The organism is Streptomyces sp. NPDC059009 (genome assembly GCF_042740175.1).
In the GTDB taxonomy this organism is placed as follows: Bacteria; Actinomycetota; Actinomycetes; order Streptomycetales; family Streptomycetaceae; genus Streptomyces.
Genome location: NZ_JBHYJB010000024.1, coordinates 43202 through 62052, shown reverse-complemented (window position 1 = coordinate 62052; position 18851 = coordinate 43202). Strand labels below are relative to the sequence as shown.

Here is an 18851-nt window from a genome sequence, read left to right as displayed (position 1 = left end):
TCGTGACCGCTATCGGCGTCGGCGGCGATCCGCAGGCTGTTCGTTCACTGCAGCTGTTGCGGGCTGTGGCGCCCACGCGGCCGGCGTCGTGTGGCGGGTGCTGCTGGTCCGTGCTGCCTGTGCGCGCCTGTTCGGCTGGGCGGCGATGCGCCAGTTGAGAACGTCGGCGGGGCGTTCGGCGGTGTTGAGTTCTCGGCTGGCAGCCACTTCGGCCAGGAGGCGGCGAGGGCTGTGGCCGGCGGTCTCGGCGCGGGCGAGGGTGGTGGTCAGGGCGGGCCAGGATGGATCGGCGAGGATGCGGTCGGCCTGGTCGGGGATGGCTGCCCGCACGTCGGCCTCGAATCGCCGGGCTGCGGCACGGCGGGGTGCGCGGCGGGTGAGGTCCGCCAGGACGGGCTCGGCGGTTTGGCGGTAGGTCTCCTGGAGGTGGCGGCAGGCTTCTTCCGCTGCGGCGGCCTGCTGCTCGTGTCCGCGCTGTTGGTGCCACTTGGCGGCGGCTCGGGCCAGGTGCAGGGCGGTGAAGATGAGAGCGATGGCGAGGCCGCCCGGAATGTTGGAAGCCTGGGTGAGTTCCCTGGCGGCCTGCTGTAGTTCGGCGGCGGCCTGGCGGTCGGCCCGGATCGCCGAGCGGCGTGCCCGGTTGAACGCCTGGGCTGCGGCTTGCAGTTCGGCCTGGTGCGGGCCTGGGGCGGCGCGGGCCAGGTTGTGGAGGGTGTCGGCGAAGGCATCCAGGTGGCCCTGAGCGATGGCGTCGTCGCCCGCATCGAGTGCCGCCAGAGCCGTACGCGCGGCGGTCTCCGTACGACGCCACGGCTCGGCCGGGTCGGAGGCCACCGGTTGCGGGCGGTCGGCCACCTCCTGGGTGGGGAGGCGCTCACAGAGGCGCTTGTAGGACAGGTCGGGGGCGAGCTTGGAGCCACCGAAGAAGATGGTGTCACCGGGGGCGGCCAGGCTGTAGCCGTCCACCTCGCCGGTCTTGGCGCTGATACGCGGCTTGACCTGGATGCCGAGCGAGCTGAGCACGGTGAAGTAGTCGTCGATGCTGCGCACGGCGGCGGCGACCTCGTACGCGCGCTCGCGCAGCCACTCCCGCGCAGGTGTCTCCTGGCCCAGGCGCTCGGCCTTTGCCCGCTCCGCCCCGGTGGGCGTCTTGGGTGCGGTCAGGTCACCGGACTTGAGCTGACGCAGCCCGAACTCGGCCTCGATCTTGCGGCATTCCTTCTGCGCCCGCCAGCCATCCCGGTTCGTGCGCGGTCGGCGGCCGTCGGCGCGCACGGTGGTGGCCAGGATATGGATGTGGTCATCCGCGTGCCGCACCGCGATCCACCGGCACGCCTGGTCGTCGCCCTCGGGCGCGATGCCGGTGGCCGCGACGACGCGGTGAGCGACCTCAGCCCACTCCGTATCGGTCAGGTAGCGGTCGCCCGGCGCGGTGCGTACCGGGCAGTGCCACACGTGCTTGGGCGGTTTCTTCCCGCCCAGCTCGCGGGTGCGCAGGTCGACGTGGTGGTCGAGGCGCTTGGCGAGCTGGGTGTAGGTGGTCTCGGGGTTGCGGCCGGGGTCGGGGGCGCCGGCCATGTCCCAGGCGGCCACGATGTGCGGGTCGGTGTGTTCGTCCCGACGGCCCGGCCCGAAGAGGTAGTTGATCAGGCCGCGGGTGTCGGAGCCGGTGGAGACGTCAGGCACCATGGGCGGCACTTTCCTCTATGAGCTGGTCCATCAGGTCGTAACTGGCCTTGGCGGCCTGCTCGATGAGGCCGAGGACGGCCTCGGTGCGCTCGGGTATCGCACTGGAGTGGATGGCGCCCATGATCTGGTTGAGGTTGGTGCCGATGCGGTTCAGCGCCTTGGTGTGCGCCTCGACGGCCTCCACCAGCGGGCGGATCGGATCGTCCTCCGGGCTGCCGACCATGTTCGCCTTGTCGAGCGCGACCGCGAGGGCGGCGTCGCCGACGAACCCGGCGAACGTCAGACGTCGCCGCTTGGCTGCCTCGTCGATGATCCGGACCGCGGTCGGGGTAAAGCGGATCTTCTTGTCCTGGTCGCGGTTCTCGGTGGTGCGCTTGCGGTTCCTCCGTGCGGGCGGCGTGCGGGCATCGGGCTCACGCCAGGAGGGCTGCTCGAGGAGCGGGGGGTTGCCCGAGGGCGGTGTGGTGTCGGTGTTGTCGACGGGCGGTTCGGTGTGTGGGGCGGTGGAGTCGGCAGCGGGCTGCTCGGCGTTGGCGACGGAGGGCGTGGTGCTGGGCTCGGTCACCCCCACCTCTGGCTCGGGCGCCCGCTGGCGCCCGGCCTCCCCCTCCTCCGCCACCCCAGGGGCGGAGGCAAGCGCGGACGAAGCCCCATTAGGGGCTCGAACGCTCCAGCTTGCTGCTGTTCGTCGGCCCAGGCCGAACCATCCCCGGCGGCGGGAGGAAGCGGTGTCGCTGTCGTTGTCAGTGTGCATCGTGGTGCTCCGGAGGCAATCGGCTGGGGCGGTGTCACGTGCGTCGCATGCGTCGCATGGCTGGTCAGCACAGGTACGGACGGCCGGGCAGGTACGGAGAAGTGCGTCCCGACGAGAAAGTCCGTCCCCGCGCTGACCTGCGCGGGGACGGACGCGACGCAGTGCTACGGACTACGCCCCTGGTGGGATCAGAGAGTGCGCTTGGGCCCGGCGGGGCCGCCGGGCGGGCCGACGGGTAGCGACCCGGTCGGGGCGGCGGGCGGCTTGCCCAGGGCCGGGCGGGCAGCCGCGTTGCCGGGTGCGGGCTCAGGTGCTGCCTCGATGAGGTCGGGGCAGTTGCGTGCCCAGGCGTCCAGGAACCGGTTGCGCATGTACGCCTTGGCCTGCCTGCCCTTCTCGAACCGGTAGTTGGCCGAGCCGATGTTGAAGTCCCGCAGCAGGTTGCCCAGGTGGTAGGCGTTCAGGCCCTTGGTGCCGTACTCCGCCCACGGAGCATCGGCGTCCTGGATCAGGGCAGCGACCAGGTCCTGGGTGGCCAGGGCCTCGGGATTGTCCGCCTGCGCGAAGATGCGGTGGATGTCGCGCAGCAGCCGCGTCTTCAGGCTGCTCTGCTCGTCCTGGACCGCCTCGTGCCGAGTCATGGCCACGCACGCGGCGCGGGCGCGTGCGGGCCAGTGGCCGCCGGCCAGGTCGGCGATGACGACGAGCGGCTCCCAGGTGTCCGCCGCCCGGTCCTCCACCGGCATCGTGGGCACCATGCGCGCCGCCTGCCCGCGCAGCGGACCCAGCCAGGCGGCCAGCTTGTCGCGCAGCGCATTGAGTTCCGGCACCGAATCCCGCAGCCGGAACGAGGCCACCTTCTCGCCCGTCTTGCGCTTCTGCATCCGCAGCACGACCGCCCGGTCCATGATCGTGTCCGGGAGGTCGCCGATCCCCGCGAGCGCGGCCATGGCGAAGGTCGGGTACGGGGTCGGTTTGTGCTCGGGGCCGGAGATGCGCCAGGCGGGCCGGTTGCGCTGATGCCCGGCGTTGAGCAGGCCGCGCAGGTCCTCCTTGTCCCCTGCCTTGGGACCGAAGATGGTGTCGGCCTCGTCCACCAGCAGGGTGGGAGGGTTCTTGCCGATGACGCGGTAGACGACCGCCGTGGAGATGTTCACGGTCATCATCGGCTTGTGCACGGTCTCGTGGAGCACGTCCAGGACGCGGGACTTGCCGCAGCCCTTCGTCGGGCTCACTATCGCCAGACGCGGCGCGTGCTGCAGAGCGGTCTGGATGTGCGTGGCCGCCACCCACAGGGTGACCGCGGTCAGCGCCTCCTCACTGGGCAGCACCACGTACTTGCCGACCGCTGACCGCAACTCATCCAGCAGCGCGGCCCCGTCACCGGAAGACGGCTCCGTGTGGTCCGCCGGTCCGAACGGCTTCCCCGGACCGGTCCGCGGGCCTTGGTCCGGTCCGTCGGTGTGGTCCGGTGAGGGGACGTTGGTCCGCTCAGCGGCGGGGACACCGACCAGGTTCCGGTCGTGCGGACCAGCATCCGGCGCCTGGTCCGCACCGTCGCGAACCACCGGACCAGAAGGAGCGGACCGCTTCACCTCGTGCGGACCAGCCTGGTCCGCAGCGCCCGGTCCGGTCCGCGCGTCGCTGACCTGCGCCTCCTCCACAGGTGTGGATATCCGGTCCGGCGACGGGAATGCGGTCGGCGTAGCTTCGGCGGACCGGTCCGCGACTGCCGCACGCTGCGGACCATCCTGCGGACCAGAGCCATCCGGCGCGTGTGGTCCGGCGGACCGGCCGTTGTCGTGGTCCGCATCGCGCGGACCAAACCCTTGGCCAGGCACTGCCACCGGAGGCCAGACCACCTTGGGCCCGGTCCCCTCGGCGGAGGAGGCGGGGGATGCACTCGAAATAGGCGAGGACGTAGAGTCCTCCATAGACGTTCCTCTCCGGTGAGAGGCAGGACGGGCAAGGTCCCGCCCCTCACCAGCTCGTTCGTTCAGGGATGGGCAATCAGTTGGGGAATCTGGGGCCCTCGGCGTTGGCGCGCCGGGGGCTTCGCCATGAGTCCGCCGGTCAGGCGGTGAGGTCGTACGAGGTCTGGGCGTCCAGCCACGCGTCCACCTCCTGCCAGCGGTAGCGCAGGTGGCGGCCGACCTTGTGGACGTTGGGGCCGGTGCCCCGGTACTTCCACTGGTAGAGCGTCTTCACGGGCACGCCGAGGTAGCTCGCGACGTCGGCGGGAGTGGCGAGCCGACCGCGCTCCGCGGCAGCACGGTGCGGGGTGTGGTTGGGCAAAGAGACCTCCTGGTTGAGTGCCGAGATGCGGCGTGGGCAACATAGCCACGCCTTTGGCGATCCATCCAGCGGCATTCTGGGGAATTTCCGCGGTCGCCCCAAACGGTCAGGGGCGGGGATGGGTCCCAGAACGATAGGGCACGATCCCCGGTTGCCGAAATCAAGTCGGAATTCAAGGTGAATCTGTCCGATTTTCCCCGGATCATCTCGACCCCATGTGGCACACAGTCTGAGGTCAAGGTGCAAGGTCAGTGCCCGAATGGGAGCGTGTGTCCTAAGTCCCCCGGGCGCAGCGGCGCGGCACCGTAGCACGGAAATCCGGCTCCGCCGAACCACCTGCGCAAAACTGTCGATAGGCGGCGCCAACAACTTTTCTCAACCTCTTGAGTAAACCCTTGCCACGGATGTGCATTTCGAGTTAAGGCTATCTGTCATGGCAACCCGACCCGTAGAAATAGGCCCCGCTGGAATCCAAACCGCGCGCAATATCGAGCGCCTGCGCCTGCTGCGCGGACTTTCCCAGTACCGCCTCGCCGAGCGCTGCACCGCCCTCGGCCGCCCTCTGTCCAACATTGCGCTCAGCCGCACCGAACGCGCCCGCCGCCGCTGCGACGTCGACGACCTCGTCATCATCGCCACTGCCCTCGGCGTCTCACCGATCGCTTTGCTCCAGCCGCTCTCCCCACCGGTTCCCGCGCACGTGCGGCCCAGCTCCGTTCGGCAGGAGGGCTGATGGCGCGAGTCTGGATCGAGGACCGCAACGGGCACGCGGCGTACACGCGGGCGGTGGCAGCAGCCAAGAAGACTGGCCGCACCCCGCCCGGCCGCTATCGCGTGCGCTGGTACGGCCCTGACGGCAAGCCGAAGATGAAGACCCTGGCCCGCAAGGTCGACGCGGAGGCCGAGCGGACGAGGGTGGAGTCCCGCCTGTCCGACGGCACGTACCGCGATCCGGCGGCCTCGCGCGTGAAGTTCGCGGAGGTGGCGGAGTCCTGGCTGGCTGCCCAGGTCCACCTCAAGCGCTCAACTCGCAACCGCTATCGAGGCGTTCTCGACGTCCATGTGATCCCCAAGTGGGGCACCACCTCGCTGGACCGCATCCACTATGAGGATGTCGCCGAGTGGCTGGCGGACATGCTGTCCGGCGAGACGGCGGGCGGCAGGAAGCTCAGTGCGCGCTCGGTGCGCAAGGCGTACGTCGTGCTCAGCCGCGTACTCGGCTTCGCAGTCAAGTCCAGGCGACTGGCCTTCAACCCGGCCGCCGGCGTCCCCCTGCCGAAAGCGGCACCGGCTGACCATGTCTACCTGGACGACATGCAGGCCGAGGCGCTCGCCGAGGCGGCGGGCGCGTACCGCGTCTTCATCTTGCTGCTGGCGTACACCGGGCTGCGCTGGGGGGAGGCGTCCGCGCTGAAGGTGGGCCGGGTCGACCTCGATGCCTGCCGCGCGCACATCGTCGAGGCGTACGTCGAGGACAACGGCAAGCTCTACCTCGACTCGCCCAAGAACCACGAGCGCCGGTCGGTACCGATCCCGCGCTTCCTCGCCGAGGAGCTGAAGCCGCACGTCGAGGAGCGGGGTGAGGATGAACTGCTGTTCACCGCACCGCAGGGCGGGCCGCTGCGCGCCCGGAACTTCCGGCAGCGGTTCTTCGCCCCCGCGGTCACCAAGGCGGGCCTCGGCCACCTCAAGCTCACCCCGCACAAACTGCGCCACACGGCGGCCTCGCTCGCCATCGCCAGCGGCGCGGACGTCAACGTCGTCCAGACGATGCTCGGCCACAAGTCCGCGACCCTGACGCTGGACACGTACGGTCATCTCTTCCCCGACCGTCTCGACGAGGTCTCGAAGAAGATGCACAAGCGTCGGGCGAAGCAACTGGCCAAGGTGAAGGCCAAGTTGGAGAAAGCTGAGAAGAAGGCCCGCAAGGCTGCCGAGGCGGTGGCGGACCTGGAGGACGCCGCAGCGTGATGTGTGCCTGATCCGTGCCGAGGCCAGCCAGGTGCTGCCCGCCAGACAGGCAGGGGCGGCACCTGATGGCAGGGTGTCGCTCAGATGTTCCGCGGGGCCCGGTTCAGGTACGGCCGCATGAAGGCGTCCATTGCCTCGGCGGCGTCGCGCATTGCCAGGCGGCTGATCTCTTCGGGTACCTCGCGGTCGTCGTAGACGAAGAGGCGTCCGTCCACGAGCTGGGTCTTCGGCTGCCAGCCGAGGCGACGGCCCGCCTCGCGAGCGGCACGCCGTACGTCCTTGAGCTCGCCCATCTCTTCAAGGTCATCGCTGCCCAGGACCAGTTGCCCGTGGTAGCCCTGGTAACCAGGCTTCAGCGAAGCCTTCATCAGGGTCTCCAGGCGGTCGACCAGGTTGTCGTGGCGGCGCTTGGCCAGTTCGTCCTTAGCGGGCATCGCGGTACAGCTCCCCACCCTCGGCGCACACCTCATGTGTGCTGAATCCGTGCCGGAAGCCAGAGGCCCTGTCGCCCTAGTGGGCGACAGGGCCTCTGACCTGCTGCTTAAGTGTGCCCCCGGCAGGATTCGAACCTGCGACACCCGCTTTAGGAGAGCGGTGCTCTATCCCCTGAGCTACGAAGGCCAGCCCAGACAGGGTAGCTGATGGCGGGAAGTGGCGGGGTGGGGGCGGGGGTGGGGTTGGTTGCTGTCCATGGCGCCGGGGGAGCAAGACGCTGGGACATGTGGGCGAGACAGAAGGCTATTCAGCGGCTCGTTCGGGCTCTCTACGGTTGGGCACATCAGCCAGAGGCGGCCCACTGGATTCAGTGGCAACCCGCCGTATGTGAGGGAGAGTTGCCGTGCGTGCAGTCGTTCAGAAGTCCTTCGGCGGTCCCGAGGTCCTCGAGGTCGTCGAGGCCGAGCGGCCGAAGCCGCTGTCCGGTGAGGTGCTTGTGCGGGTCCGGGCCAGCGCCGTGAATCCCGTCGACGTGGCCGTCCGGGCCGGGGCCTTCCCGCTGCTCGGGGAGCCGCCCTTCGGGGTCGGCTGGGACATCTCGGGTGTCGTCGAGGAGGCGGGGCCCGGTGCTCGGTTCAAGGTCGGGGACGAGGTGTACGGGATGCCGTTCTTCCCGCGTGCCGCCACCGGGTACGCCGAGTACGTCGCCGCCCCCTCCCGCCAGCTCGCCCGCAAGCCCGCCTCGGTCGACCATGTGCACGCCGCCGCCATTCCGCTCGCGGCGCTCACCGCCTGGCAGGGCCTCGTGCAGGCGGCGGACGTCCAGGCGGGCGACCGGGTGCTGATCCAGCGGGCGGCCGGCGGGGTCGGCCACTTCGCGGTGCAGATCGCGAAGGCGCGCGGCGCCCATGTGATCGCCGTCGCGAGCGAGGGGCGGCGCGACTTCGTGCGCGGGCTCGGTGCCGACGAGGTCGTCGACTACCGGACCACCGACTTCACCGACGTCGTCACGGACGCCGACATCGTCCTCGACTCCACGGCCCAGGGGGACCGCTCCCTCGGGGTGCTGCGGCCGGGCGGCACCCTCATCAGCGTCCTGGAGCACGGGGACGCGGCGCTGATCGAGCGCGTGGAGGCGGCGGGGCGGCGCTTCGCGGGGATCTCGGTCGAGCCGGACTACGCGGCGCTCGAAGCGATCGCCGAGCTGGTCGACGCGGGGCGGATCCGCCCCTACGTGGAGGAGACGTTCCCGCTGGCGGAGGCGGGCAAGGCGCACGAGCTGGTCGCGGCGGGACACGTCCAGGGCAAGATTGTGCTGACGGTGGAGTGAGTGGGGCGGGACCGGCGCGGTGCCGGGACGGGACAGGCCGAAGAGCCTGAACGGGCGGGGAGCGAGGGCGGGATGGACATCCTCACCGAGGCGTTGGCCTCGATGCGTACGGGGCAGCCGGCCTCCGTGCGGACCAACGGCCGTGCGCCGTGGGGGCTGCGGCTGCCGCCCGTCGCGGGGGCCGGATTCCATGTGGTGCTGCACGGGACGTGCTGGCTGGTGCCGCTGGGCGACGCCCCGCACCTGGAGCCGGTCCCGCTGAACCCCGGCGACGTGGTGTTCCTGCGGGACGGGCGCGGCCACATCCTCGCCGACCAGCCCTCCACCCCGCCCCAGGTGCCGGAGGCCGAACGGTTCGAGGAGGGCTCGCCGATCGGGTCGGTGACGCTCGGCGGCGACGGGCCCGAGACGAGCCTGCTGTGCGGCAACTACCACCTGGACCAAGGGCGTCCGCACCCCCTGGTGCGCCAGCTGCCCGAGCTGATCCATCTGCCGACGCGGCACGGCAGGCACCCGGAGCTGAGCGCGGCCGTCCAACTCCTGTCCACGGAGCTGGAGAACCCGCGCATCGGCTCGGTCGGCATCGTGCCCACCCTGATCGACTCGCTGCTCCTGTACATCCTGCGGGCCTGGCTGGACGACCAGCCCGCGGCCGTGGCCCGGGGCTGGGCCGCCGCGCTGAGCGACGCGGCGGTGGCACCGGCCCTGTCGGCCATCCACGCCGACCCGTCGGCCACGTGGACGGTCGAGTCGCTCGCGGGGCGGTCCGGTCTGTCCCGCGCGGCCTTCGCCCGCCGCTTCAGCACGCTGGTGGGGGAGCCGCCGATGGCGTACCTGACCCGCTGGCGGATGACGACGGCGGCCCGGCTGCTGCGGGAGACGGACGCCCCGCTGACGGCGGTGGCCGCCCGCACCGGCTACGGCTCGGAGTTCGCCTTCGCCAAGGCGTTCAAGCGGGAGTTCGGGGTGGCGCCGGGCGGGTACCGGCGCGGGACGAGGGCGGCGTAGACCCCCGTTCACCCCGTAAGTCATCGGGCCAGGCACACTTCAAGTGCAGCAATTGCATCAATGTCACCATCAATGCCATGACTTTTGGGGATCACGCATGATTACGCTCACCAAGGAAGACGGCCCCGCCGACCTGGACGGCGTGACGCACCTGTCCATCGGTGTCTCCTGGGACCCCACCGCGGGAAGCAGCGGCGGGGTGCTCGGAAAGCTCAAGCGGAAGAAGGGCACCGACCTCGACCTGATCGCCGTCGCGATGCAGGGCGCGGACCCGGTGCGGCTCGCGGGCCTCGACTCCCTGGACCCGATGGGCAACGGCTCGTTGGTGCACAGCGGGGACAACCAGACCGGCCACGGCGACGGTGACGACGAGACGGTCACCGTCGAGTTCGCCCGGGTCCCCTCGCAGATCACGTCCATCGTGTTCATCGCCGCCGCGTACAAGAAGCAGAGCTCGTTCCAGGCCGCGCGCAACATCAGCTTCAAGGTGTACGACGCCTCGGGCGGCAGCAGCCAGCAGGTCGCCGACATCTGGCCGAGCCTGCTCAGCAACGACAACGGCTGCGCGGTCGCCAAGGCCATACGCGTCGGCGGGAGCTGGAAGCTCGAGGTCATCAACCAGACCGGCAAGATCAAGCAGGGCGACGAGCAGGCCCTGATGCGGTTCGCCGTCAGCAAGTAGTGAGTAGTGCCCCTCTGGTGGGAGGGGTGGTCAGGAGCGGGAGGCGGCGGTGCCGCCTCCCGCTCCTGCTGTGAGGGGAAGACGCTCGGCATCCGCGTGTGTTACCTTGCCGAAAGCACGTGTGAAACGCCCCTCTGTGGCGCCCGTGCTGAATCTCTTCTCTTCTCCCGGCGATGCCGTGGATCTCAGTAGATCTCCGTACGGCATCCGGGTTTCTCCAGGTCACTGCGGTTCCGGGCCTCTGTGAGCCCTTGGTTCCAAACCCGCAGCGCCTTCTCCCTCGCATGTCCGCACCAGCAGCGACATCCGCGAAGTCCTCGAAAGGACCCCACCATGACCAGCACACTCCCTGAACTTCAGACACAGAACCAGCTCGCCGCCCGGCCCGTCTCCGGGGTCCTCGACCTCGGCCGCGACGGCCACGGCTTCCTGCGCGTCGAAGGGTGCCTGCCCGGCCCCGCCGACGTCCGCGTCCCCGCCCCGCTCGTCCGCCAACTCGGGCTGCGCACAGGTGACTTCGTCGAAGGCGAGGCCAAAGAAGGGAAGGAGGGCAGGGATGCCAAGGACGCCAAGGGCGCCAAGGATGCCAAGGCGGGCAAGAACGGTGCCGTGACCCGCGTCTGGCGGGTCAACGGCCGTACGCCCGAATCCCTGCGCGGCCGCACCAAGTTCGCCGGCCTCACCCCCCTCTACCCCAGCAGCCGGCTGCGGCTGGAGACGGCCGGCGACCTCGTCCCGACCCGGCTCGTCGACCTCGTCGCGCCCATCGGCAAGGGCCAGCGCGGGCTCATCGTCGCCCCGCCCCGCACCGGCAAGACCGTCCTGCTCCAGCAGCTGGCCGCCGCCGTGGCGGCCAACCACCCCGAGTGCCACCTCATGGTGGTGCTGCTCGACGAGCGGCCCGAAGAGGTCACCGACATGCGGCGGTCCGTGAAGGGCGAGGTGCTCGCCTCCACCTTCGACCGGCCCGCCAACCAGCACATCGCCCTCGCCGAACTCGCCGTCGAGCGCGCCAAGCGCCTGGTGGAGGAGGGCCGTGACGTCGTCATGCTCTTCGACTCGCTGACCCGGCTGTGCCGCGCCTACAACAACGCCGCCGCCGGCAGCGGCCGCACCCTCAGCGGCGGTGTCGACGCGGCCGCCATCCAGGGGCCGAAGAAGCTCTTCGGCGCCGCCCGCAGCGCCGAGGAGGGCGGCTCCCTCACGATGCTCGCGACCGTCCTCGTGGAGACCGGTTCGCGCGCCGACGACTACTACTTCGAGGAGCTCAAGAGCACCGGCAACATGGAGCTCCGCCTCGACCGGGGCATGGCCGACCGGCGGGTGTTCCCGGCCATCGACATCACCAGGTCCGGTACGCGCAAGGACGAACTCCTCGTACCGGCACAGGAGTTGACCGCCCTGCACGGGCTGCGGCGGGCGCTGCACGGGCGGGACGGGCAGGGCGCCCTGGAGGCCGTCCTCGACCGCCTGCGGCACACCCCGTCCAATGCGGCCTTCCTGCGCCAGGTCCAGCAGACCGTGCCCGGTGCGGGCGCCCAGGAGGGCAAGGCGAGTTGAGGGCCCTGAGCGGGTCCGGCGCCCCGGGAGGCTCACGAACGCGTGATGTTCACCCGGTAGTTGCCGTTCTCGTCCACGCCCGCCACCGTCACGCGCACCCCGGACGCGCGGTCCACATACGTCTCGCCGGGGCCGTAGGGGGCGTCCGAGAGTTCGCCGTGGACGTTGGGGCGGCGGGTGCAGCCGCCGCTGTCCTTCGTGGAGTCCTGCACGGTCACCGGGCCGTGGCCGGTGTCGACGTCCGCGTCCACCTTGTAGACGAGCACCCCGGGGCGGCACACCGCCGCGTCGTTCCCGGCGCGGGTGCGGACCTCGACGGCGATGCCGGTCGTCCCCGTCAGCGGGACGAAGGCCATCTTGGTGCCGCCCGGCGTCGCGAGCGGGCTCAGCAGGTGCTCGGTGGTGCCGGGTGTCGACGCGCAGCCCACCTGGGTGTCGTCGAGCCAGCCGAGCTTCCACTTGTGCCAGCCGAGGAGGTCGTTGTTGGCGCCCCAGTCCTCGCTCATGATGTCCCAGTGCCCGACCGCGCCGCCGCCCTCCTGCGTGTAGAGGTCGGGCAGCCCGAAGACATGGCCGTTCTCGTGCGGGAGCACCCGGTAGCCGGTCTCGGTGTAGGAGCCGGAGCCGTCGTCCTGGCGGCTGTAGACGAACGAGGCGTTGGAGACGGGCACGCCGTCGGCGACCGGTGCCTCGTGGTTGCCCGCGAAGGTCACGGACAGGACCGTGTCGAGCGCGGACGGGCCCGCGTTCGGGGTGATCAGGATGTTCACGAGGTCGTAACTGCGGAAGTCCACGTCCGGGTCGGCCGCCGCCACGATGTCCTGGACGAGCTCCCGGTAGCCGGGGTCGAAGGGGGCGCCGCGCTCTATCCCGTACGCGGCGAAGGGCTTGGGCATCCGCAGCCAGTGCGGGACGGGGGACTCGGGGCGGTAGTCGAGCCGCCCGTACGAACTGGTGCGGAACCACTCCGAGGTCTGCGGGAAGAACTCCGCGAGCCGGTCGAGGGCGCTGCCCTGTCCGGGGGCGTCGGAGAAGTCGACCATCAGGTTGAGGGCGCGGACGGTGCCCGTGGAGCGGGAGTAGCCGGGGGCGGTGGGCACGCCCTCCGACATCTGCACGCCCATCGCGCCGTTGATCATGCACGGGCCGAGGGCGGTGGCCCGGGCCAGGGCCACCGGGCCCGCCGTGGTCGGCTCCTCCATGAGGCGGCCGGTGCTGGCCGACGTGGTGACCGCGAGGGCGACGGCGGTGAGCGAGGCGAGGGCGATGCCTCTGCGGGCTCCACGTATGCGACGTCTGGTCGGCGGCTGCGTCGGCTGCTGCTGCATCCATGGGCCTTCCGGTCCGCGGCAGCCGCCGGTCTGGCTGCACCCTGTCCGATCACCCTGTGCCGGAGGGTGCGCGGGCGCTCGCTGAGTGCGACCGATCGGGGCTTTCTCGGCGGAGGGGGTGTGACACGGGTCACAGAATCCTTTTCCGGCTCCGGGAAATATCCGGGGACTCCCTCCCCGTTTAGACCTGTGTCCGCACGAAACGGGGATTCACTCCCCGCATGCGGGCGACAACCGGGGCGGGGCGGACCGATGACTTTCCGTGGGCCGCCCGGTCTACCCGACAGAACGACCGAGGAAGTAAGGGAGAGTGCCGTGACTGCGACCGCCACGCAGCGCCGCGTACCCCGCCCCCGGGCCGACGCCCTGCGCAACCGGGAGCGGATCATCGGCGCCGCGCGCGAGATGTTCGTGGAGTTCGGCGCCGACGTGCCGCTCGACGAGATCGCGCGCCGTGCGGGCGTCGGCAACGCCACGCTCTACCGGCACTTCCCCGACCGCGGCGACCTCCAGCGCGAGGTCGTGCTGCACGTCAGCGACCGCATCGTGGCCCGCGCCGAGCAGGCCCTCGCCGAGTCCGCGGCGGACGAGGCGGGGACCTTCGAGGCCCTGCGCGGCTTCGTGCACGACGCGGCCGACGAGCGGATCGGCGCCCTGTGCCCGATGCTCTCGGCCCACTTCGACCATGACCACCCCGATCTCTTCGAGGCCCGGGACCGCATCCAGGACCGGGTCGAGGAGCTCATGGAGCGGGCGCGCGCGGCCGGGCAGCTGCGCACCGACATCGCCGTCGGAGACCTGATGGTCGCCCTCTCCCAGCTGACCCGCCCGCTGCCCGGCACGCCCTGCGCCAACATGGACGGCTTCATCCACCGCCATCTGCAGCTGTTCCTCGACGGCCTGATGACGCCGGCCCGCTCCGAACTTCCGGGGGAGGCAGCGACTTTGGAGGATCTCCGAAAGGACTGACGCGCGCTGCCGGTTCCTCTCGTACGGCGCCTTCGTACGGCTCCTTCGTACGGCTCCTTCGTACGTCTCTCACTTACGTCTCTTACGTCTGTTTTTCACCACTCCGTATCCCTAGGTGGCTACCTCCATGTCTGAAACAGCCCTCCGACCGCCCGTGGCGGCGGACCCCATGCGCTGGAAGGCGCTCGTCTTCATCGCGCTCGCGCAGCTCATGGTCGTGCTCGACGCGACGATCGTGAACATCGCGCTGCCCTCCGCCCAGGTCGACCTGGGCATATCCGACGGCAACCGGCAGTGGGTCATCACGGCCTACGCCCTGGCCTTCGGCGGACTGCTCCTGTTCGGCGGCCGCATCGCCGACCTGTGGGGCCGCAAGCGCGCCTTCGTCGTCGGCCTGATCGGCTTCGCCGGAGCCTCCGTGCTCGGCGGTGCCGCGCAGAACGAGGCCATGATGCTCGGCGCCCGCGCGCTGCAGGGCGTGTTCGGCGCGCTGCTCGCGCCCGCCGCCCTGTCGCTGCTCGCGGTGATGTTCACCGACGCCAAGGAGCGCGCCAAGGCGTTCGGCATCTACGGTGCGATCGCCGGTGGCGGCGGCGCCGTGGGCTTCATCCTCGGCGGCACCCTGACCGAGTACCTGGACTGGCGCTGGACCTTCTTCGTCAACGTCCCGTTCGCGATCGTCGCCGCCCTGGGCGCGTACTTCGTGATCCGTGAGCCGGCCGAGGGCCGCAACCGCTCGCCGCTCGACATCCCCGGCGTGATCCTGTCCAGCCTCGGCCTGGTCGCCCTGGTCTACGGCTTCACCCGCGCCGAGTCCGACGGCTGGTCGGACGCCGTGACGGTCGGCATGTTCGTCGCCTCCGCGCTGCTGCTGCTCGCCTTCGTCCTCACCGAGGCCAAGGTCCGCTCGCCGCTGCTTCCGCTGCGCGTCCTGACCGACCGCAACCGCGGCGGTGTCTACCTGTCGCTCGGCCTCGCGGTCATCGCGATGTTCGGCACGTTCCTGTTCCTCACCTACTACCTGCAGGTCGTCCAGGGCTTCTCGCCGATCAAGACCGGCTTCGCCTTCCTGCCGATGATCGCGGGCATGATCGTGGGCTCCACCCAGATCGGCACGCGGCTGATGACCCGCGTCCCGCCGCGGCTCCTGATGGCCCCGGGCTTCCTGGTCGCGGCGCTCGGCATGCTCCTCTTCACGCAGATGGAGGTCGGCTCCTCGTACGCCGCGCTGGTGCTGCCCGCGATGGTGCTGCTCGGCCTCGGCATGGGTACGGCGTTCATGCCCGCCATGTCGCTCGCCACGCACGGCGTCGAGCCGCGTGACGCCGGTGTCGCCTCCGCGATGGTCAACACCTCGCAGCAGGTCGGCGGCGCCATCGGCACGGCCCTCCTGAACACCATCGCCGCCTCGGCCACCACCGCGTACCTCACGGACCACGCGGCCGGCGCCACCGACCCGAAGCTCCTCCAGGCGCAGGCCATGGTGAGCGGCTACAGCCACGCCATCTGGTGGGCGGTCGGCATCCTGGTCGTCTCGGCCCTGATCGCCGCCACGTTCATCACCACCGGCGCCCAGGGCGGCACCCCCGCCGCGTCCGGCGGGGACTCGGAGGGCGTCGAGGACGAGGTCAGGATCCCGGTGGTCGCGCACTGACCCCCGGGAGCAGGTGAGCCCCTAGCGGAGCCAAGGCAGGTCCGCCCCGGCCTCCTTGGGCTGAAGTCCCTCGGCGACGATCGTCATGATCTCGCCGAGGGACTTCTGCTGTTCCGGGGTGAGCCGGTCGAAGAGCGCCTGCCGTACGGCGGTGACGTGGCCGGGCGCCGTCCGGCGGAGCACCGCGTGGCCCTCGTCGGTGAGGATCGCGAGCTGGCCGCGCTTGTCGGAGGGGCAGTCCTCGCGCCGCACCCAGCCGCTCTTCTCCAGGCGTGCGATCGCGTGCGAGAGCCGGGAGCGGGTGATCTTCATGGTCTTGGCCAGCTCGGTCATCCGCAGCCGCCGCCGGGGGGCGTCGGACAGCTGGACCAATAGGCCGTAGTAGATGTGCGGCATGCCCGCGTCGCGCTGCAGCTGCCGGTCCAGATGATCTTCGAGGAGCGTGGTCGCCTGGAGGTAGATCCGCCAAACGCGCTGCTCATCGTCGTCGAGCCAGCGCGGTTCCCCGCCCCCGGGCGCAGTCGGTGCCGTATCCATGTACTCCACTGTACGCAACCCCTCCTTGAACCTTAAACAAACCAGGCGTAGGCTCAGGGTCGCCCCAATAGCTTGAACTTTCAAGCGTCAGCTTCCAGTGGATCAACTTCCAGTGGATTCAATGGAGTCCGCTCCCGGAGGTGCGCGATGTCCCGCATGCCCGCCCTGTACCTCAGCCACGGCGCCCCGCCGCTCGCCGACGACCCGGTCTGGCCCGCCGAGCTGGCCGCCTGGTCCGCGGATCTGCCGCGCCCGACCGCGGTCCTGATGGTCTCCGCCCACTGGGAAGAGGCCCCGCTCGCGCTCGGCGCCACCGAGACGCTGCCGCTCGTGTACGACTTCTGGGGCTTCCCCGAGCACTACTACCAGGTGACGTACGCCGCTCCCGGCGCCCCGCAACTCGCCGCATCCGTACGGAAGTTGCTGCGCTCCGCGGGCACGCCCGTCCAGGACGTGCCCGACCGGGGGCTCGACCACGGCGCGTACGTCCCGCTCGTCGAGATGTACCCCGAGGCCGACATCCCCGTCCTCCAGATCTCCCTGCCGACCCTCGAACCCGAGCGCCTGATGGAGATCGGCCGCAGGCTGGCGCCGCTGCGCGACGAGGGCGTGCTGATCGTCGGCAGCGGCTTCTTCACCCACAACCTCGCCGCGCTCCGCCAGTCCGGTACGCCGGCGTGGTCGGCCGAGTTCGACGCGTGGGGGCGCGAGGCGCTGGCGGCGGGCGACGTGGACGCGCTGCTCGACTTCGAGACCACGTCCCCGGCGGGCCGGCTCGCCCACCCGCGCACCGAGCACTTCGCCCCGCTGTTCGTGACGCTGGGCGCGGCGGACGCGGTGGGGGAGCTGGGGGCGCAGCGGTCGGTGATCGACGGGTTCTGGATGGGGCTCGCGAAGAGGTCGGTGCAGTTCGGCTGAGAGTCCGGCTGAGACTTCGGCCGAGTGCCAGCCGGTCAACCGGCCTACAGCACCGGGTCGTTGAGCTCGATCCCGCGCAGGGCCGCCGCGAGCGCGACCTCGTCGCCCACGTCGAGGGCCGTGTCCGCGAACTTGATGGTGTGGTCGTCGCCGTGCGCGGCGGCCCGCGCGAAGATCTCGTCGGCGGTGAGCGTGCCCGCGGGCCCGTACGCCTGTGGGGCGGCCGGGGAGTAGGCGGCCGTGACCGCCGCGCTCGCCGACCAGGCCGCTTGGAGGGATGCGGGCCACAGCTCGCGGGGGAGCGCGGGCAGGGTGCGCAGGACGGCGTTGGGCGCGGTCGCGGCGTGCACCAGCATGACCGGCTCGCCGTGGCCGTGGGTGGCGTAGCGGTGGACGGCGGCGGTGACCAGTTCGCGGAGCCGGTCGCGGGCGAGGTCCGGGTTCGTGGCGGCCGGGTTCGTGGCGGCCGGGTCCACCCACGCGGGGAACGCGGTGAGCTGGGCGAGCCGCTCCCGGATGCCGCCCTCCTGACGGGCCACGCGCGGCACCGCGTCCAGCGCGGCGGCGGCGCTCTGCGCGGCCGCGAGGGTGCGGAGCCGTGGCAGCGGCTGATGGCGGGCCGCCCAGTAGCCGAGCCCGTGCGCGAGCTCCGCGAGCCGCGGCTCCGTCTCGTCGCCGCCGAGCAGGGTGCGCACCGCGTGGCCCACCCGGATCGCCGGATGCGTGGAGCCCGCCGCGATGCCGGGCAGCAGCGGCTCCCACCATGCGGCGAGCACGTCGCGCCAGGGCCGCTCGGCCACGGCCCGCTCGAAGTAGCGGGTCCAGTCCGCGATGCGCCGCGGATCGCCCAGGGCCTCGCGCCAGTTGTCCTCCGTGATGGCGGTGTCGGGCTCCGGCATGTCCTCGAGCTTGGCCCGGTAGTAGTCGAGCCACCGGTGCACGGCGGGCGCCTGGCCGTGCCGTACGAGGGACTCGACGGCCATCGGCCCGTGGTTGCTCAGCCAGCCGTTCCGCTCGGGGCCGGAGGCGTGCAGGCGCTGGAGGGCTTCGTCGAGGGTGCCGCTGGTGTCGGGAGTGCCGCTGGTGTCGTCCGCGATGACGTTCATAGGCGCAAGGTAGGCGCGCCCCCGCGCCCGCCGTAACGGCCGCAGGCCCTAGTCCCCAGGACCGAGCCGCCTCTCGTACCAGGCGACGTCCCAGTACCGCCCGAACTTGCGGCCCACCTCCTCGTACGTGCCGACGTGGCGGAACCCGAAGCGTTCGTGGAGGCGGACGGAGGGCTCGTTGGGCTGGGCGATCCCGGCGTACGCGCGGTGCAGGTCCTCCGTCGCGAGGGCCTCGAAGAGCGCCTTGTAAAGAAGCGTGCCGATGCCGCGTCCGGCCGCCTCGGGCGCGCAGTAGACGCTGACCTCGACCGAGGTGGAGTAGGCGGGCTTGGGGCGGAAAGGGCTTGAGGTGGCGTAGCCCAGGACGGCGCCGGGAGCGGAGCCGAGAATGTCGCATTTGCGTTCTTGGGCAACCAAGAGGCGGTGCGGGCCGTCTTTGGGGTGGGAGAGCAGCCAAGGGCGGCGCTCTTCCGGCAGGAACGCGGCCGTGTCGAAGGTGACGGCGGTCTCACGGACGTAGTGGTTGTAGATGTCCGTGAGGGCCTCCAGATCCCCCTCGGCGCCCGGCCTGACCTGCACCTCTGTCGCTTCCACCGGCATCGGGCCTCCTCT

The 18851-nt window shown here is 70.9% G+C and carries 18 protein-coding genes and 1 tRNA gene; 9 read left to right on the top strand and 10 right to left on the bottom strand.

Going from position 1 to position 18851, the window contains the following annotated elements:
• Nucleotides 1-9 precede the first annotated feature (9 nt).
• The 4 genes from ACFWYM_RS23640 to ACFWYM_RS23625 form a co-directional block, all read right to left on the bottom strand.
• Nucleotides 10-1689 carry a relaxase/mobilization nuclease domain-containing protein gene (locus ACFWYM_RS23640; protein WP_384840519.1) on the bottom strand — a complete coding sequence of 560 codons (1680 nt, stop codon included), beginning with the start codon at nucleotides 1687-1689 and terminating at the stop codon, nucleotides 10-12.
• Nucleotides 1679-2308 (bottom strand): hypothetical protein, encoded by a 630-nt coding sequence (locus ACFWYM_RS23635; protein ID WP_384840517.1) that lies wholly within the window; start codon nucleotides 2306-2308, stop codon nucleotides 1679-1681. The genes ACFWYM_RS23640 and ACFWYM_RS23635 overlap by 11 nt, the downstream gene beginning before the upstream one ends.
• 323 nt (nucleotides 2309-2631) lie before the next feature.
• Complete coding sequence (locus tag ACFWYM_RS23630) at nucleotides 2632-3957, bottom strand: DUF3631 domain-containing protein (protein ID WP_384840738.1); 1326 nt, start codon at nucleotides 3955-3957, stop codon at nucleotides 2632-2634.
• Nucleotides 3958-4516: 559 nt separating this feature from the next.
• Nucleotides 4517-4738: a helix-turn-helix transcriptional regulator gene (locus ACFWYM_RS23625; RefSeq protein WP_384840514.1), complete on the bottom strand. Its 222-nt coding sequence runs from the start codon at nucleotides 4736-4738 to the stop codon at nucleotides 4517-4519.
• 433 nt (nucleotides 4739-5171) lie between these two features.
• Between ACFWYM_RS23625 and ACFWYM_RS23620 the strand changes: the two genes are divergently transcribed.
• Complete coding sequence (locus tag ACFWYM_RS23620) at nucleotides 5172-5471, top strand: helix-turn-helix domain-containing protein (protein WP_384840511.1); 300 nt, start codon at nucleotides 5172-5174, stop codon at nucleotides 5469-5471.
• On the top strand, nucleotides 5471-6709 hold the full coding sequence (locus tag ACFWYM_RS23615; RefSeq protein WP_384840508.1) for a tyrosine-type recombinase/integrase: 1239 nt from the start codon (nucleotides 5471-5473) through the stop codon (nucleotides 6707-6709). Before ACFWYM_RS23620 ends, ACFWYM_RS23615 begins: the two co-directional genes overlap by 1 nt.
• A gap of 80 nt (nucleotides 6710-6789) precedes the next feature.
• Here ACFWYM_RS23615 and ACFWYM_RS23610 read toward each other — a convergent pair whose 3' ends face one another.
• Nucleotides 6790-7143: a hypothetical protein gene (locus ACFWYM_RS23610; RefSeq protein ID WP_384840506.1), complete on the bottom strand. Its 354-nt coding sequence runs from the start codon at nucleotides 7141-7143 to the stop codon at nucleotides 6790-6792.
• 114 nt (nucleotides 7144-7257) lie between these two features.
• A tRNA-Arg gene (locus tag ACFWYM_RS23605) sits at nucleotides 7258-7330 on the bottom strand.
• Between the two features lie 217 nt (nucleotides 7331-7547).
• Between ACFWYM_RS23605 and ACFWYM_RS23600 the strand changes: the two genes are divergently transcribed.
• The 4 genes from ACFWYM_RS23600 (at nucleotide 7548) to rho (ending at nucleotide 11724) form a co-directional block, all read left to right on the top strand.
• Nucleotides 7548-8474 (top strand): NADP-dependent oxidoreductase, encoded by a 927-nt coding sequence (locus tag ACFWYM_RS23600; RefSeq protein ID WP_384840503.1) that lies wholly within the window; start codon nucleotides 7548-7550, stop codon nucleotides 8472-8474.
• Nucleotides 8475-8546: 72 nt separating this feature from the next.
• On the top strand, nucleotides 8547-9482 hold the full coding sequence (locus ACFWYM_RS23595; protein WP_384840500.1) for an AraC family transcriptional regulator: 936 nt from the start codon (nucleotides 8547-8549) through the stop codon (nucleotides 9480-9482).
• Nucleotides 9483-9579: 97 nt separating this feature from the next.
• Entirely contained in the window at nucleotides 9580-10164 is a 585-nt protein-coding gene (locus ACFWYM_RS23590) for a TerD family protein (protein WP_384840497.1), read from the top strand.
• A 333-nt stretch (nucleotides 10165-10497) separates the two neighbouring features.
• Nucleotides 10498-11724: a transcription termination factor Rho gene (gene rho / locus ACFWYM_RS23585; protein WP_384840494.1), complete on the top strand. Its 1227-nt coding sequence runs from the start codon at nucleotides 10498-10500 to the stop codon at nucleotides 11722-11724.
• A 32-nt stretch (nucleotides 11725-11756) separates the two neighbouring features.
• Here rho and ACFWYM_RS23580 read toward each other — a convergent pair whose 3' ends face one another.
• Nucleotides 11757-13052, bottom strand: a complete 1296-nt coding sequence (locus ACFWYM_RS23580) for a M6 family metalloprotease domain-containing protein (protein WP_384840491.1) — start codon at nucleotides 13050-13052, stop codon at nucleotides 11757-11759.
• Nucleotides 13053-13307: 255 nt separating this feature from the next.
• Between ACFWYM_RS23580 and ACFWYM_RS23575 the strand changes: the two genes are divergently transcribed.
• Nucleotides 13308-14024: a TetR/AcrR family transcriptional regulator gene (locus tag ACFWYM_RS23575; RefSeq protein WP_384840488.1), complete on the top strand. Its 717-nt coding sequence runs from the start codon at nucleotides 13308-13310 to the stop codon at nucleotides 14022-14024.
• A 127-nt stretch (nucleotides 14025-14151) separates the two neighbouring features.
• Nucleotides 14152-15678, top strand: a complete 1527-nt coding sequence (locus tag ACFWYM_RS23570) for an MFS transporter (protein ID WP_384840485.1) — start codon at nucleotides 14152-14154, stop codon at nucleotides 15676-15678.
• Between the two features lie 21 nt (nucleotides 15679-15699).
• Here the strand turns inward: ACFWYM_RS23570 and ACFWYM_RS23565 are convergent, their stop codons facing one another.
• The gene (locus ACFWYM_RS23565; protein ID WP_384840482.1) at nucleotides 15700-16215 is read right to left on the bottom strand and encodes a MarR family winged helix-turn-helix transcriptional regulator; all 516 of its coding nucleotides are present in this window, start codon (nucleotides 16213-16215) and stop codon (nucleotides 15700-15702) included.
• Nucleotides 16216-16362: 147 nt separating this feature from the next.
• Here ACFWYM_RS23565 and ACFWYM_RS23560 point away from each other — a divergent pair, with 147 nt between their 5' ends.
• Complete coding sequence (locus ACFWYM_RS23560; protein WP_384840479.1) at nucleotides 16363-17133, top strand: dioxygenase; 771 nt, start codon at nucleotides 16363-16365, stop codon at nucleotides 17131-17133.
• 44 nt (nucleotides 17134-17177) lie between these two features.
• Here ACFWYM_RS23560 and ACFWYM_RS23555 read toward each other — a convergent pair whose 3' ends face one another.
• Together ACFWYM_RS23555 and ACFWYM_RS23550 are read right to left on the bottom strand one after the other, a co-directional pair.
• Entirely contained in the window at nucleotides 17178-18239 is a 1062-nt protein-coding gene (locus tag ACFWYM_RS23555) for a questin oxidase family protein (RefSeq protein WP_384840476.1), read from the bottom strand.
• 48 nt (nucleotides 18240-18287) lie between these two features.
• Nucleotides 18288-18839 (bottom strand): GNAT family N-acetyltransferase, encoded by a 552-nt coding sequence (locus ACFWYM_RS23550; protein ID WP_384840473.1) that lies wholly within the window; start codon nucleotides 18837-18839, stop codon nucleotides 18288-18290.
• Nucleotides 18840-18851: the final 12 nt, after the last annotated feature.

Excerpts from the sequence above, each read along its gene's own strand:
- ACFWYM_RS23640 (WP_384840519.1), bottom strand. The coding sequence starts at position 1,689 with ATGGTGCCTGACGTCTCCACCGGCTCCGACACCCGCGGCCTGATCAAC.
- ACFWYM_RS23620 (WP_384840511.1), top strand. The coding sequence starts at position 5,172 with ATGGCAACCCGACCCGTAGAAATAGGCCCCGCTGGAATCCAAACCGCG.
- ACFWYM_RS23615 (WP_384840508.1), top strand. The coding sequence starts at position 5,471 with ATGGCGCGAGTCTGGATCGAGGACCGCAACGGGCACGCGGCGTACACG.
- ACFWYM_RS23610 (WP_384840506.1), bottom strand. The coding sequence starts at position 7,143 with ATGCCCGCTAAGGACGAACTGGCCAAGCGCCGCCACGACAACCTGGTC.
- ACFWYM_RS23595 (WP_384840500.1), top strand. The coding sequence starts at position 8,547 with ATGGACATCCTCACCGAGGCGTTGGCCTCGATGCGTACGGGGCAGCCG.
- ACFWYM_RS23590 (WP_384840497.1), top strand. The coding sequence starts at position 9,580 with ATGATTACGCTCACCAAGGAAGACGGCCCCGCCGACCTGGACGGCGTG.
- rho (WP_384840494.1), top strand. The coding sequence starts at position 10,498 with ATGACCAGCACACTCCCTGAACTTCAGACACAGAACCAGCTCGCCGCC.
- ACFWYM_RS23580 (WP_384840491.1), bottom strand. The coding sequence starts at position 13,052 with ATGCAGCAGCAGCCGACGCAGCCGCCGACCAGACGTCGCATACGTGGA.
- ACFWYM_RS23575 (WP_384840488.1), top strand. The coding sequence starts at position 13,308 with ATGACTTTCCGTGGGCCGCCCGGTCTACCCGACAGAACGACCGAGGAA.
- ACFWYM_RS23570 (WP_384840485.1), top strand. The coding sequence starts at position 14,152 with ATGTCTGAAACAGCCCTCCGACCGCCCGTGGCGGCGGACCCCATGCGC.
- ACFWYM_RS23565 (WP_384840482.1), bottom strand. The coding sequence starts at position 16,215 with ATGGATACGGCACCGACTGCGCCCGGGGGCGGGGAACCGCGCTGGCTC.
- ACFWYM_RS23560 (WP_384840479.1), top strand. The coding sequence starts at position 16,363 with ATGTCCCGCATGCCCGCCCTGTACCTCAGCCACGGCGCCCCGCCGCTC.
- ACFWYM_RS23555 (WP_384840476.1), bottom strand. The coding sequence starts at position 18,239 with ATGAACGTCATCGCGGACGACACCAGCGGCACTCCCGACACCAGCGGC.
- ACFWYM_RS23550 (WP_384840473.1), bottom strand. The coding sequence starts at position 18,839 with ATGCCGGTGGAAGCGACAGAGGTGCAGGTCAGGCCGGGCGCCGAGGGG.